We start from the raw sequence: 13,426 nt of genomic DNA, 5'->3' as shown, positions 1-13,426 counted from the left end.
CTGTTAAAAACATCCAACTTCCTTCATCTCGCTTCCTGCTATTTTAAACCATCATATCAGCACAGTTGGAACTTGCAAATGCAAATGGTTTTGCCTTAAAAGTGTAACCCATTCCTAAAATATATCCCATTGCGTCTTTCAAAGCGACATTGGATTTGAAATCTGGGTCTGTATTGATATCGGCGTGAACTTCCATTTCCACATCATAAGTTTCCAGAATAGAACAGATTGCATAAGCGATTTCAACAGATTTATTGACCTCGTTCAACATTCGTTCTTTGATACTGATTGTTTGAAATTCTCTTTGTTTTCTGATAAATGTAAACGCTCCTTTTCCCTCACGAATAACAACGACTGCCGTTGCATAACTGATTGCATCGCCATAAACGTGGGAATCTGAACCCACACACACTTTCAGTCGGTGTCCGTTGGCTAGTTCGCGGATGATGGCTTCTTCTACCAATGTTGTGATAGAGTTTTGGAAAATCTTTCCAGTCATATTTTGCCATTTTTGTTGTTGCGTTTCCATTTTTTCTACATTTTTTGAATTTGTTTTGTTTAATTATTAAAATTGAAGTAATGTGTTTCCACAAAATTGTACGAAGAGAGGGAGTCGAACCCTCAATTTCTTGAGCCTAAATCAAGTGCGTCTGCCAGTTCCGCCATCTCCGCAGGTATTGGTTTATAAGTAATTTTTCGATTTACTTTAACCATTTAAAAAATTTGCTGATTCATCAGGACTTGAACCTGAACAACAAGAATCAAAGTCTTGTGTGCTGACCAATTACATTATGAATCAATGTGAAGAAAAACTAAGCCTGTCTTTAATTTTTGGTTTGATATAAGAACTTCTGCGCTCGAAAAACTTCATTTTTTCTTCAGAACTAATCTCATTTTAGTTATTTGAGATGGCTATGGGATTCGAACCCACTCAGTTTTCACAACGGTGTTGCAGACCGCCCCGACTCTCCCACTTCGGCGAATCATCAGATTTAAAATTATTACTGATTTCTCATTTAAATTTTAATTTCGAGTTAAGAAAAAGTCCGTCTATTGTAATTTGTGTTTTGTATAAAGAACTCCTGCTCTTGACAAACCTTTTCTTTCTCTCTTTGAAACAATTAACATTAATTAATTGCACTCCATAAGGGAATCGAACCCTTGTCATTCAGTAGAAAGCCGAATGCACTAACCTCTATGCTAATGGAGCAAATTGTCTGGAAAGCAAGATTCGAACTTGCGACCTCCCGCGTCCAAGGCGGGTAAACAACCACCGTTATCTTTCCAGTTTTCAGATTCACTTCAAAATTCTTTTCCGAGAGACAGTCGGAGCCAAATTTTTTTCGTGAATCTTTGCGGAGAGCAAAGGAATCGAACCTTCACTACTGTCGTAGAACTTATTAGCAGTAAGTCGCAACAAACCAATATCTGCCTACTCTCCTTTCATAATTTTGGGTTTCTTCGGGAATCGAACCCTGTTCTCCGGTGCCACAAACCGGCGCTTTACCAAATAAGCTAAAGAAACCATAAAAAAAGCGCCTCTTTTTGGGAGGCGCTCTATATTTTTTGATGTGTCAGTTCATTAGCTGACCCATTTATATAAGCACCTTTTTTCCACAAATTCACTCCCAAGAATACATACCAATCCTTTCGGCTCTTGTCCGTGTAGATTTGAATATTTATTAGCTATGTGATGTAATTGTTTCATTATATTCTTGTTATTTTAAAATGTCTTTTTTGAAATATTGAAAACTTATTGCTTTCAATTTTCGGTTGCAAAGTAAATATGAATTTTTCGAATTCGCAAATTCATTTTTAAATTAATTTATTGATTATCAAATAATTACGCTTTAAATTAAAAACAAGAAAATCCTGTCCGTAATATTTTACAGATATCGATTTTACCTAAATGACTGTCTCTCATTGGTTTTCCTATCACGTCTTATTTTCTAATTATTTGTTCATCTTTAATTAAATTATTTTCACTTTTATGGCTATTTTTTTTCATTCTAAATAATTTTAACCTTAAAAACACAAAAAACGCCCCGTTTTTCGAGGCGTTTTTGTAATATTTTGATTAAATTTTTACGAGTTTACAGTGAATAATTTTCAAAGCAAGCACATTTCGCCTCATTCCATATCATCCATTCACATCCGAATAGTCCCTTTGGTGAAGGGCTATCGCATAGATTTACATTGATATGTGCTCTTTGTATTGTCATATTTTTTCTGGGGCAAAGATAAATAATTCTGTTTATACGCAAATTAAATAGTGTAATTTCAATGCTTTAGAATCGATTCAGAATCCGTTTTTATAGTTCTATTCGTTTTTCTTTTAAGTTTATTTAAGATTTTTCGAATGCTCTTTTCAAATAAATTAAAAACCAATCCTCCCATAATAAATAATGATGCAATGATTTTCCAAGAAGTCAATTCTTCATTCAACACTAAAGCTGAAGTAATAAAACCAACCACAGGAACCAATAAAGTAAAAGGAACAACGGCAGAGGTAGAATAAGTTTTAATCAAATAACCCCAGAGTCCGTATCCTAAATGCGTGGAAAGGTAAACGATATAGAAAACAGCAGCAATAGTTGACCAAGAAACATTTTGTACCGAATGTACAATCACAGTTGATCCTTCAAAAATAAATGATAAAATCATCATAAACGGAAATGCCACAAGATTTCCCCAAACGACTAATGAAAGCGGAGAATCTGAATTGATTTTCTTAGTATATATATTCCCAAAAGCCCAAGATAATGCGGCAACTAATGTAAGAATCAATCCGATTAATGTGGCAGAACCATTAATATGAGATGCTACAATACCAATTCCTATAAATGAAATCAAAGAACCTATAATTTTGAATAAACTTGGTTTTTCACGGAAAAACATATAGGCTAAAGCCATTGAAAAAAATACCTGGACTTGTAAAACCAATGATGATAATCCGGGAGATAATCCTAAATGAATCCCTGTAAACATCAACCCAAATTGCATCGCAAAGTTGAAAACACCGAAGCCTAGAATCAATTTTAAAGGTGCTTTAGGTCTCGGTAAAATAAAAACCCAAGGAAAAGCTGCCAATCCAAATCTTGCAGCACATAATAAGAATGGCGGAAATTCTTTTAGTCCAATATAAATTGCAATAAAGTTGGTTCCCCAGATAAAAACAGTAAGTAAAGCTAAAAGCAGATGCTTTGTTGTAAGGTTGGTTGAAGTTGACATTAATAAAAATTATAAGAACAAATTTCCTTACAATCTCTAGATAAACACAGACATAGTTTTTAATATTTTTATGGATACAGATTTAGAAATTTTGTTTAATGATATTTCCTAATTGTATTAAATCTGATTCAACTTTTTCGTTCCAATTCAATGCAAAACTCAATCTCATACAATTATTAAACTGATTGTGTTGAGTAAATAATCTTCCTGGCGCAAAGCTGATTTTCTGCGCCATAGCAATGTCATAAAGTTCAGAAGTATCTATTTTTTCATCCAGCTCAAGCCAGAGAAAGAAACCACCCTGAGGCTGAGAAATTCTTGTGTTTTCCGGAAAATAATCCTCAATAGTTCGTTGAAATTTCAGACAATTGGTATGTAAAGTATGTCGCAAGCCTCTCAAATGATGATCGTATCTTCCAAACTCCATAAAATCAGCAATCACTTCCTGAAAAAGTGAAGGCATTGAAACGGTTTGTACCAATTTCTGCCAGATAATTTTTTCTTTAAATTTTCCCGGAGCAACCCAGCCTACACGATAACCGGGAGACAAAGTCTTCGAAACTCCGCCACACCACATCACAATTCCTGCCTCATCATACACTTTACAAGGTTTTGGACGAGAATTTCCGAAGAAAAGATTTCCTAGTAAGTCATCTTCAATCAAAGGAATATTGTGATAAGTCAGCATCTCGACAAGCAATTTTTTATTTTCATCCGGCATCAGACTTCCCAAAGGATTACTGAAATTGGTTACAAAACAGCAAGCATTAATTTTATGAATATTATTTTTCAGAGCATCCAAATCGACTCCTGTAACCGGATGTGTTGGAAGTTCAATAACATTCAATCCCATTGATTTTGCTAACTGTAAAATCCCAAAATACATCGGACTTTCTGTAGCAATGGTATCACCAGGCTTGGTAACCGCAAGCAGACAGTAATAAACGGCACTCATTGTTCCGTGTGTTGTGACAATATCATCTTCCGTCAACTTCCCTTCTAAAACCAATGACCATTTGGCAATATTTCTGCGAAGATTAATGCTTCCTTGCGCAGGTTCTATTTCGGTTCCGCTTTCAGGAAGGCTTCTCATTGCTCTTACAATCCCTTTATTTAACTTGGCAACCGGCAACAAATTTTGATCCGGAATTCCTAATGAAAACCTTGTAATATCCTTATCTTGAAGTGAGTCGAAAACCTTTCGGGTTAACTCTTCCGGAGTATTTTCTTTCTTGGCTAGTCGAGGTTCACTAACGGACGGAAGCGCCATTTTTCTTTGAAAAGTTCTGCTTACATAATATCCAGATCTTGGCCGGGATTCTACCAATGATTTGCTTTCCAACTCCAAAAATACTTGTTTCGCAGTGTTCAGTCCAACGTTGTAATTCTTTTGTATTGAACGTATCGAAGGTAATTTATCTCCAATCCTAAGGGTTTCGGAAAGAATCTGTTCTTCTATAATTTTTGCGATTTTCTGATAAAGAATTTCTCTTGCCATTTAAAAAATTGTATCATGTAATATTAAGAAAATAAATCTGTGTCTATACAAATTTACGTTTTCTAAATCCTAAAATTTATATTTTAAATAGGCTCTAAACACTCTATTCTGGTTTTCGAATATTAAAAAATCTTTATCTATAATCTTTCAAAAAAAACATAAAGTCATTACTTGAGACACAAAAAACCACTTCAAAACTCCCATTATATCTGCATTTTACACAATCTTAATTAAATATTAATTAATCAACAATAGTGCAATACAATTAACCAATACATAACATATTTGAGTTATTACTAATTTATTGGCAACATATTTGATATTTAGTTTTTCGATACTATTTCAATAATAATATTAACGGATTTAGAATTTTGTTAAAACTCTATTAAAAATTATTTAATGATTATATCGAATAGCTTACTTTATCACTTTATAATTTCCTTTTGCTGTCCTGCAAAAAGGAAAATCCCTCCCAGCAGAATATTCTTCTGATTTAGCTTTTTATTAAATCGATTGATTTAAATATTTTGAACTTTTTGGTCTCCTTTATAAAAACTAAAATCCCTGAATATTCAATATGTACAATACTTCTACAAAAGCAATACGCTTTTCAATCGCAGAAAACGATTTCTATTTTAAGCAGTTTTTGGTTAAAATGCTTTTGGAAAACCCTTTGTTTTCTATTGTTAATGATTGCAATAATGGCAACGAATTGATCAACAGGCTTTACAGAAAGCAAGAAGATGTATTCATCATCAACTTGTTTATGCCAATCCTAAGTGGAATCGAAGCGATAAAGTACATTCGTCAACACAATAAAGATGTTCCAATTCTTACCTACTCTACAACTTATCAGGATGACATGGCCGCTACTCTTAGCGAAATTCCTAACACTTTCTATTGTCAAAAAAACAGCATCATCATAAAGGATATTCTCAGAAACTGCATCCTGAGTAAAAATTCTGATTATGAGGAATATAAAAAAGAATGGGCGTCGCAGGAAGAAGTTGTAAAAAGCTATATGGATCGTCAGAAAAAACAACAAGAGGAACTGAATGTTACAGAAATCCACATCATTAAACTTTGCTATGAAGGATTCAGCAATAAAGAAATCGGCGACAGAATAAGCTTAAGTACAAGAACTATTGACACTTACATCAATAGATTGACAGAAAAACTGGGACTTAAAAGCAAACTGGATCTTGCCAGATTTTGTGTAGAAAACGGATATTATAATTCAAGCATTTAGAAATCATGACTACACAAGGGCAAAAAAAACTAAACTCCAATGATGTAAGAAACGGAATTATCCGATTCGTACTTTCATTCATTGTTTTAATATCAATCAGTCTAACAACGGTTTTTCTGTTTTTTAAAAGTTCAAAAATCCAGAAAGAACAAATCCAAAAAGAACTGAATGCCTACAAAAACGTTCTTAGCAGAAATGAACTTTTGAAGATTAAAATGGATACCATTTACTACAAAATGGCTTTGCTAAATACAGACCGAGTACAGAATGATATTTTCCTTAGAAACTCAATCCTGGAAGATCTTCAGGACACAAAAAATATTATGGGAGCTGATAGCAGCAAATCATTTAAACAATATTCGACATTGACGAAAAACATTGGAAAAATGACCATTTTCAAAAATGAACTCATCAATGTAACAGCCAAAGAAAGAAATGCCATAAGAAACCTAAATGAATGTATGGGGAAAGTAGAAAAAATCAATACCCAAATAAGAAATAATGAGCCAGGTGGAAAAATAGCAAGACGATTAAAATAAACTAAAACCTATGCAAGCCAAAATTATCCTTTCCAACAAAGAAAAAAGATACTATTTTTTGTACCTCTTGGGACTACTCTTTTTTGCAGTCTTACTTCTTTCAGTGATTCTTCTTTACCGTTACGAGTCGCCTTTTAATAACTCTGATATTCTTGCAATCCAGACTTTGGAAGAGAAAGTGAAGTTTGATGATCGTCAAAAAATTGCACAACCAGTTATAGACAGTACTTTTAATAAAATCGAAAAAGTGTCTGTAGAAAATCAAAATCCTCTTTTGGAAAACGAAATCAGATACAGCATCAATGATATTGCTAATATTTTCGAAACTGTGAATATCACAGATCCACGAAAAGAATCTTACAAGCAGATTGCCCAGTTCTACAAAATGTATGTAGAAGACAAAAATATAGCGGGTAAAAAAAATGAAAACATCAAAATTTTCACCAAACAGTTTGAAGATTGTTCTATTGGTTTCAAGGAACGCAAAAATCAAAAATTGCAAAGAGATAACGCATTACTTATGAAAAATAACTAACAACTTTTAATTATGAATTACATCCAAAAAAACAGGAAGAACATTATTATTGCAGTAATAAGTCTTTTGCTTTTAGCGGCCATTATTATTTTGTGGTTACAGAGAAAAGTCATCCATAGCTCAGACGATATTGTTGCAGCAGTTTATCCAACGTCTCTCAATGTGGGCGATACATTGACTTTTGAAGACAAAACCACTTTCGGAAAAACAAGAAAATGGGATTTTGGGGATGGATTTAATTCTGACAAAAACAAAGGTTCTCACTTTTTCAAAAAGCCAGGATATTATCAAGTTTCTGTAATCATTGATAATAAATATACCAAGTCTTTTCCTGTTTTGGTTTCGGGAGGTTTTTCCAAGCCTACAGACACTACAAAAGTTGCCACCAAAATAGACGCGCCAACCCAGGCAATGCAATTGGAAAATGTGTTTTTCCGTGCAGATTCTCCCGATGCTAAAATATTCACTTGGAAATTCGGAGAAACCGGAAATATTGATGCCAAAGAAAAAATGGCTACTTATGCGTTCAAAAATCCTGGTAATTACATCGTGACTTTGTACACAGACGTCGATAATGAACCCATTCAGCACATGATAAAAATATTACCTGCTTACGAGGAACTGGATGATGAAGTAGTGACGGCTCCTACTGTGACTGACATTTACAGTAAAATCAATGATGATTTTAAATATCATCTTCAGCAGATTGCCAATGGCAACAATTTCAACAGTCATTACAACTATCTTCTTAGTACTTATCTATGCAACAAAGATAATATTGGACTAACTGTGAATGACAAAAACAACTCATTCTACAACTATTGTATGGGTTTGCAATTCGATAAAAATAATTCTATACAGGAAGTAAAAACCACTTTGGACACCAATCAAAATTGCGTTGTCAAAGTAGAAGTAAAGCAAAGCAAGTAAATAAACTAAAAAAATAAATTATGAAAAATAACTTCCTTAGCGCTGCCTACCTTTTTGGTTCTGTATATATTTTGATTGGATGTCAAGTCAGGATTCCTTCTCAGGAAACACCAGATTCTGATTTTTACGGCTATGTAGATCAAGTAAAAGTGAATGACGGATTTCCTAAAAAAGCTGAACCTTGGGTGGTAATTTCTGATCGCGCCAACAACACAGTTTTTATGGATAAAGGTGAAGAAAAATCGCCTAAAGAAATCAAATTCCTGGAACCATTATTAGTTGTCAAGCAAAAAGAATCTAAAAATCTTATCAAAGTCGCAGAATACAATCCTGATGCTTTGATGAAAAAAATCCCTTCCAAATCAGTTAAAACTTATGGTTGGATCCCGAAAGATCAGTTATTGCTTTGGACCAATTCTTTGAAAAGAAGCGATAATGGTTTTAATGTAAAAGCAGTTATTTCTCCAAATAATTCTGATGTTTTAAAAAATGGTTCAAAATATATGAAAGGTGATTCTGCCTTGATTTTTTCTTCGCCGGATCTTACAAAACCTATCAGCAAAAAAATTGCCGTTGGTCAGTTAGTCTACATTTACAAACAATCCGAAGCCAACAACAGGTTTTTAATAGGGAAATCCCCAAATCTAAAAATTGATAGCATTTCCAAGGATGTTTATGGCTGGATTAGTTCCAATATGATTGCCAATTGGGGCGACAGAACAGCTCTGAAAGTTTCATCAGATTTCAATTATGCTGATGAAAATAATTTAGCTATCAATAAACAAAATCCAGATGGATCTTTTACGGAAACCAACTTCCCTCTTTCTGATGGCGTCAACAGAACCGCTATAGAAAATTTGGTTTCGGTTTCACCTTCGATGGTTGATAATTCTAACAGAGCGAGATTCTTCACAAACGCCTTAGATTATAGTAAAAACTTTGTTTATAATGTTTTGGGACAACCTGTTTATTATGACCGATTCAAAGAAATAACGAACAGAAGTAAAAATCTAAACATTGTTTTCACTGTTGATATCAGCCGGGATAATATTCAGAATGCTGCTTTGGCCAAATCTGTTTTTCAGGATATCCAGTTGAAATTAGATCAGTTAAAATATTTTAAAAGCATAAAATACGGCGCTGTTCTTTACAAAAATAATAACTGTGGAGAAGATATTTTGCCATCAGCTTTAAGCAATAATTTTGAGGAAATCAATTCTTTTATAGACCTACAAACATCTAATCAAAATTGTAGTAATAGCGGCGCTCAGCCTTTATTAGAAGCACTTTCAACTACAGGAGAATTAATCAAAAATAATTCGGACGAGACCAATATCGTTATTGTTGTGGGATCTACAGCTTCCAGCTTCGGAGGTCTTAGCGAGGCTATGCGAAACCTGACTAAAGCGCGTGCAAAAATGTTGTTCTTCCAATCTGCATCAGGCTCTTCTGATTATTACAACAATTTCGTATTATTCTCAGAAAACGTTTTAACAGGCACAGCCAGAAATATCGCAGAATTGGACAAGGCCAGAATCGTTGATCAAAAAATGATTATGGATAAGAATAATTACAACCTTGTGATGGGCGAAGGCGGCGTTTATTCTTTGGATTATCCCAAAGCAAGTATGGCTCAGGGTTTTGTAGTTTATCCTAGAAAAGGGGAAATCAATTCCAGTAATCTGCTTGTTAAATCATTGGATAGTTTAATTACTCAGGTTATTGATTATAACAAAACGGTTAATACTTCTTTGACAAACTATTTCAAATCAGCTGTCGGAAGTTCCAAAACGATTGTGAAGCCAGATTTCAGAAATCAGTTTTCTAATGCTCCAACACCTATTCCGACAGAAACTACAACGCAGTTGATTACTTATAACAATCCATTTATAACCAAAGGAACTTTTTCCAGTGAGTTAAAGGAAAGCTATCCAGCCGTTGAAAAAGGAATTCTTTTATCTGAAACCGAATATGATAAACTAAGAGCTTTCTATCAGGAAATTTATCAGGAGACAAAAAGTTTCACGCCTAATTTCAGTCAAGGATCAGCAATTAATTCTTACTTAAATACGCTTAAAAAATACTATTCAGGCGATACGAAATTTGATAAATCAAAACTGAGAAATCAGTCTATGGCTTATTCTGTCGCTGTCAGTACAGGATTTGATAACTCAGCGGAAGAAACACTTTCTACATATAAGCTGAGTGGATGGAAACAACAGAAAGTCGTTTCCAATGAGATTGTAAGAAACTATTTCAAACAATATAAAACATTGGCAGACAGATTGCTAAACAATAAAAGCAACCCAAAGATCATCATAGATCAAAACGGAGAAAAGTTTTATTGGCTTAACAGATTCTTTATGCCAACCATCGAACCAGTAGAATCTCTGTAATGTTTTCATTCAATAAGATTTTAAAATATTTCAGTAAAAAATCAGAAAATCAATCACAAAAAATAAATAATATGGCAATGTTTAATTATGGTGTTGGGGGAAACGAAGTAAAAGTTGACGCCAACGAAGCAATCCAAGAAATTCAGGAAAACAGATCGCTGATTGTAAGTCAACTTACAGCAGATGAACCATTTGTTCCGGAAATTGTAAAAGGTCTGAAATCGGTAGACGATGTCTTCAAACACTTTCAACCTTCTATTTCTGTTCAGCACGAGACAGAAGACGGAACTTACATAGATGAAGAATTCAGGTTTCAGCAATTGGGAGATTTCACTCCGAAAAATCTGACTCAAAACTCAGAATATCTGAAAACTCTAAGCATCGAACAAGAACAGTACAATAAAATACTGAGACAACTGAAGAATAATAAAATTCTAAAAAATATTCTTGAAAATCCTCAAACCAAAAATGCTTTGATAGAAGTTTTGAAAGAAGTAGCAGGTGAACTTGAAAAATAATAAACACAAAAACTATGGACAACAGACAACAAGCAGCATCGCAAAATCAGCAAGCTGCAGAACAACAGCAAGATCAAAGAAGAGGTTCAGCGATTAATGATCTCAATAAAGTTGGTGGATTTAATTTTATAGAAACCGTTGTAGACGGGATTGCCAATATGAATCCAACGAGAAAAGCACGTAAAGAAATCTTCTTAAATGATACAAACAAACAAACTGAAAGAAAAGATTTAGCTCAAAAACTGAATTTATGGATTTCACTTTTGGAAAATAATGCTACTGCTGAAGAAATGGCAGAAGCTTGTAAAACAAAAGCGCAGAGTGCAGAAAAAAATCTTAAAACCAATCTTAAAAATAGCCTTGGTGCGATCCGCGAATTGGAAACATCGTATAGAACAATGGCTCAGTTTTTCAAGAATACAGAGCTTGACAAAGTTGACAATGTAAGCATCGTGAATGCATCTTTGGAGCAAATGAAAGATTTGGATAATCCGATTTTCATTGATGCTATTGCGGATGAGTTCAAGCAAAATTATGACCGCCTGGATTTGAGAGACAACTACTCTATCCTAGCAATTCCAGGATATTTGGGTTCCAACAAAGTCGTTGAAAAATGGGCGAAAATCTGTAACGAGAACAAAGTAATGTTGGTAACAGATTTTGCTAATCTTGACAAACCGGATGATGTTGTGGATCTTTTCCATTCGGCCAATCTTACAGGCGGCGAACTTCACAGAAGTAATGTGATTATGACGACCAACTGGCTTGTGGGAAGAGGCAGAGCTGAGGAAGTGGGTGAAGAGGAAAATGTGGACCTCCCTCCTTCTACTTCTATGGCTGGAAAAATCTATAAAACATTGATGTCGCAAGTTGCCGCTGGTAAAAAACACGGAAATATCAATGAAGTGGATGCCGTGAAATTTGACCTTAAGAAAAGTGAAATCTCTCAGCTTGAGAAAATGGGATTGGTTCCGATGGTGAACGAGTACGGAAAAATTATGGCATTCTCCGCAAAAACATTATTTACCGGAGATAACATTGGTTTACAAACTTATTCTGTTGTAAGAGTTTTCGATTATGTAACCAAGGTTCTACTCGATTTCCTCAACAGAAGAGCATTTGAAAACTGGAACCCGAGAAACGAAGATGATTTGAGAAGACAAATCGTAACTTTCCTAGACGGAATCAAAGGTCCGGACAAATTGATTGAGAAATTCAAAATTGTAAGATTTGAACAAGACAAAGTGAATAAGGATCGTGTTTGGCTTGATATCAGAATGACACCTTACTTCCCAACAAAAAGTTTTGTCATCAAACTGGATGGACACAAAGGAGACGACGGTAACGAATGGGATGCTGAATATCAACAGGAATAAACCCAATAAAAATTAACAACAAAGGGAATTTGCAACAATAAGTTATGAATTCCCTTTTTCATTTAAAATCTACCGAGATGAGAACTGCCCACTTTTACATTCTATACATGATAATTTTACTATCGTTCACAATTTCCTGCAAGAAAAAATATGAAAGACCGGATCATTTTTCGATAGATCTTTTTGAAAATCAAAGAAATGAACAGCCTAAAAAAGCATTAACACCACAAGAAGCTTCAGACAAAAGTTTATTTGTTATAAAAACGAACACAATTGAGTTGATTAATAATCTTAAAATCCAAGATAAAAATGTTAATGTCTATAAAATCAATTCTGGCACAATCGTAAAATCCGCAAAAGACAGTATTCGGTTTCCAATCAAGATTATTTCGAATTATGATTTGAAGATTAATGATTCTGATAAAGATTCGACGGCTGTTTACCTTATCAATCCGCAATCCTATAAGTTATTAGTCAAAGATATGGGAGTTGATTATCAAGCTTTACCCGCCCAGATTTTTCAATAAAATTGATAATAAATTATTTTTTTCTCTTGAATATTTTCTAAAACTGTAGTAATTCTACTACTTATTTTTTTGGAAGGTGGTTCTATCTTTGGTATACAAAAGTTAAGGAACACACTAATACACAATATAATATATTAACAATTAAATTTTAGAAATCATGGCAAACAATTCAAGAGCCGTATTAAAATTCAACGGCGGTGCAGAACAAAAGATCCTTAAACTGAATTACGGTGTATCAAGAAACACGGATGTTTCCGGTAGAGTTGCATCAGACCCTTCTAACGCATTGATCAAAATCACTGTGGAAGCAACTGAGGATTCAGGAATTTTGGAAAGTTTATTAAATGGGAAATACAAGCCAACTAGTGGTGAAGTAACTTTCAACAAGTCACACGAAGAAGGCACATTGACAACTCTGAAGTGGGAAAACGGATACGTTATCCAACACGAAGTAGATTATGATGCTTTGAACGAGGATAATATGTTCATCAGTTTTGTAGTAAGTGCAGAGAAAATAGATTATGGCAACTCAGCTTACGATGGGGTTTGGCCAGGTGCTAAATAATCATCTGATTATTTCTCTTTAAAATAAAAAATAATCCTGATGAACATCCTTTTTGGACACAT

The 13,426-nt window shown here is 34.1% G+C and carries 12 protein-coding genes and 6 tRNA genes; 9 read left to right on the top strand and 9 right to left on the bottom strand.

What is annotated here, in order from left to right:
* Positions 1 to 43: 43 nt before the first annotated feature.
* The 9 genes from BUR19_RS05450 to BUR19_RS05415 all read right to left on the bottom strand — a co-directional run bounded on the left by BUR19_RS05450 (position 44) and on the right by BUR19_RS05415 (position 4,729).
* A complete protein-coding gene (locus BUR19_RS05450; protein WP_074233868.1) occupies positions 44 to 529 on the bottom strand; it encodes a ribonuclease H-like YkuK family protein in 486 nt (161 codons plus the stop codon).
* A gap of 69 nt (positions 530 to 598) precedes the next feature.
* Positions 599 to 672: transfer RNA gene (locus BUR19_RS05445), tRNA-Leu, on the bottom strand.
* Positions 673 to 726: 54 nt separating this feature from the next.
* A tRNA-Gln gene (locus BUR19_RS05440) sits at positions 727 to 799 on the bottom strand.
* 107 nt (positions 800 to 906) lie between these two features.
* Positions 907 to 988 (bottom strand) — tRNA-Cys (locus tag BUR19_RS18920).
* Positions 989 to 1,138: 150 nt separating this feature from the next.
* Positions 1,139 to 1,210 (bottom strand) — tRNA-Glu (locus BUR19_RS05435).
* Between the two features lie 6 nt (positions 1,211 to 1,216).
* Positions 1,217 to 1,288: transfer RNA gene (locus BUR19_RS18915), tRNA-Pro, on the bottom strand.
* A 166-nt stretch (positions 1,289 to 1,454) separates the two neighbouring features.
* Positions 1,455 to 1,525, bottom strand: a tRNA-His gene (locus BUR19_RS05430).
* Positions 1,526 to 2,280: 755 nt separating this feature from the next.
* Positions 2,281 to 3,231, bottom strand: coding sequence for an EamA family transporter (locus BUR19_RS05420; protein ID WP_074233866.1), 951 nt, complete (start codon positions 3,229 to 3,231; stop codon positions 2,281 to 2,283).
* A gap of 82 nt (positions 3,232 to 3,313) precedes the next feature.
* Complete coding sequence (locus BUR19_RS05415; protein WP_074233865.1) at positions 3,314 to 4,729, bottom strand: aminotransferase-like domain-containing protein; 1,416 nt, start codon at positions 4,727 to 4,729, stop codon at positions 3,314 to 3,316.
* Between the two features lie 577 nt (positions 4,730 to 5,306).
* On the opposite strand from BUR19_RS05415, the gene BUR19_RS05410 reads away from it, so the two are divergent.
* The 9 genes from BUR19_RS05410 (at position 5,307) to tssD (ending at position 13,364) form a co-directional block, all read left to right on the top strand.
* On the top strand, positions 5,307 to 5,978 hold the full coding sequence (locus BUR19_RS05410; protein WP_074233864.1) for a response regulator transcription factor: 672 nt from the start codon (positions 5,307 to 5,309) through the stop codon (positions 5,976 to 5,978).
* Between the two features lie 5 nt (positions 5,979 to 5,983).
* Complete coding sequence (gene tssO / locus BUR19_RS05405; RefSeq protein WP_074233863.1) at positions 5,984 to 6,517, top strand: type VI secretion system TssO; 534 nt, start codon at positions 5,984 to 5,986, stop codon at positions 6,515 to 6,517.
* Positions 6,518 to 6,527: 10 nt separating this feature from the next.
* Positions 6,528 to 7,052: a type VI secretion system TssO gene (gene tssO, locus BUR19_RS05400; protein WP_074233862.1), complete on the top strand. Its 525-nt coding sequence runs from the start codon at positions 6,528 to 6,530 to the stop codon at positions 7,050 to 7,052.
* A gap of 12 nt (positions 7,053 to 7,064) precedes the next feature.
* Positions 7,065 to 7,982: a PKD domain-containing protein gene (locus BUR19_RS05395; protein WP_074233861.1), complete on the top strand. Its 918-nt coding sequence runs from the start codon at positions 7,065 to 7,067 to the stop codon at positions 7,980 to 7,982.
* A gap of 20 nt (positions 7,983 to 8,002) precedes the next feature.
* The gene (gene tssR / locus BUR19_RS05390; protein ID WP_074233860.1) at positions 8,003 to 10,378 is read left to right on the top strand and encodes a type VI secretion system protein TssR domain-containing protein; all 2,376 of its coding nucleotides are present in this window, start codon (positions 8,003 to 8,005) and stop codon (positions 10,376 to 10,378) included.
* A 71-nt stretch (positions 10,379 to 10,449) separates the two neighbouring features.
* Entirely contained in the window at positions 10,450 to 10,896 is a 447-nt protein-coding gene (locus tag BUR19_RS05385) for a type VI secretion system contractile sheath small subunit (protein ID WP_074235563.1), read from the top strand.
* 14 nt (positions 10,897 to 10,910) lie between these two features.
* Positions 10,911 to 12,272 (top strand): DUF5458 family protein, encoded by a 1,362-nt coding sequence (locus BUR19_RS05380; RefSeq protein WP_074233859.1) that lies wholly within the window; start codon positions 10,911 to 10,913, stop codon positions 12,270 to 12,272.
* A 77-nt stretch (positions 12,273 to 12,349) separates the two neighbouring features.
* Positions 12,350 to 12,799 carry a hypothetical protein gene (locus BUR19_RS05375; protein WP_139297268.1) on the top strand — a complete coding sequence of 150 codons (450 nt, stop codon included), beginning with the start codon at positions 12,350 to 12,352 and terminating at the stop codon, positions 12,797 to 12,799.
* 157 nt (positions 12,800 to 12,956) lie between these two features.
* The gene (gene tssD, locus BUR19_RS05370) at positions 12,957 to 13,364 is read left to right on the top strand and encodes a type VI secretion system tube protein TssD (RefSeq protein WP_074233857.1); all 408 of its coding nucleotides are present in this window, start codon (positions 12,957 to 12,959) and stop codon (positions 13,362 to 13,364) included.
* Positions 13,365 to 13,426 lie beyond the last annotated feature (62 nt).

Source organism: Epilithonimonas zeae (genome assembly GCF_900141765.1).
Taxonomy (GTDB): Bacteria; Bacteroidota; Bacteroidia; order Flavobacteriales; family Weeksellaceae; genus Epilithonimonas; species Epilithonimonas zeae.
This window is presented reverse-complemented; position numbering and strand designations above follow the sequence as displayed.

Excerpts from the sequence above, each read along its gene's own strand:
- BUR19_RS05395 (WP_074233861.1), top strand. The coding sequence starts at position 7,065 with ATGAATTACATCCAAAAAAACAGGAAGAACATTATTATTGCAGTAATA.
- BUR19_RS05380 (WP_074233859.1), top strand. The coding sequence starts at position 10,911 with ATGGACAACAGACAACAAGCAGCATCGCAAAATCAGCAAGCTGCAGAA.
- tssO (WP_074233863.1), top strand. The coding sequence starts at position 5,984 with ATGACTACACAAGGGCAAAAAAAACTAAACTCCAATGATGTAAGAAAC.
- BUR19_RS05415 (WP_074233865.1), bottom strand. The coding sequence starts at position 4,729 with ATGGCAAGAGAAATTCTTTATCAGAAAATCGCAAAAATTATAGAAGAA.
- BUR19_RS05450 (WP_074233868.1), bottom strand. The coding sequence starts at position 529 with ATGGAAACGCAACAACAAAAATGGCAAAATATGACTGGAAAGATTTTC.
- tssO (WP_074233862.1), top strand. The coding sequence starts at position 6,528 with ATGCAAGCCAAAATTATCCTTTCCAACAAAGAAAAAAGATACTATTTT.
- BUR19_RS05410 (WP_074233864.1), top strand. The coding sequence starts at position 5,307 with ATGTACAATACTTCTACAAAAGCAATACGCTTTTCAATCGCAGAAAAC.
- tssR (WP_074233860.1), top strand. The coding sequence starts at position 8,003 with ATGAAAAATAACTTCCTTAGCGCTGCCTACCTTTTTGGTTCTGTATAT.
- BUR19_RS05385 (WP_074235563.1), top strand. The coding sequence starts at position 10,450 with ATGGCAATGTTTAATTATGGTGTTGGGGGAAACGAAGTAAAAGTTGAC.
- BUR19_RS05375 (WP_139297268.1), top strand. The coding sequence starts at position 12,350 with ATGAGAACTGCCCACTTTTACATTCTATACATGATAATTTTACTATCG.
- BUR19_RS05420 (WP_074233866.1), bottom strand. The coding sequence starts at position 3,231 with ATGTCAACTTCAACCAACCTTACAACAAAGCATCTGCTTTTAGCTTTA.
- tssD (WP_074233857.1), top strand. The coding sequence starts at position 12,957 with ATGGCAAACAATTCAAGAGCCGTATTAAAATTCAACGGCGGTGCAGAA.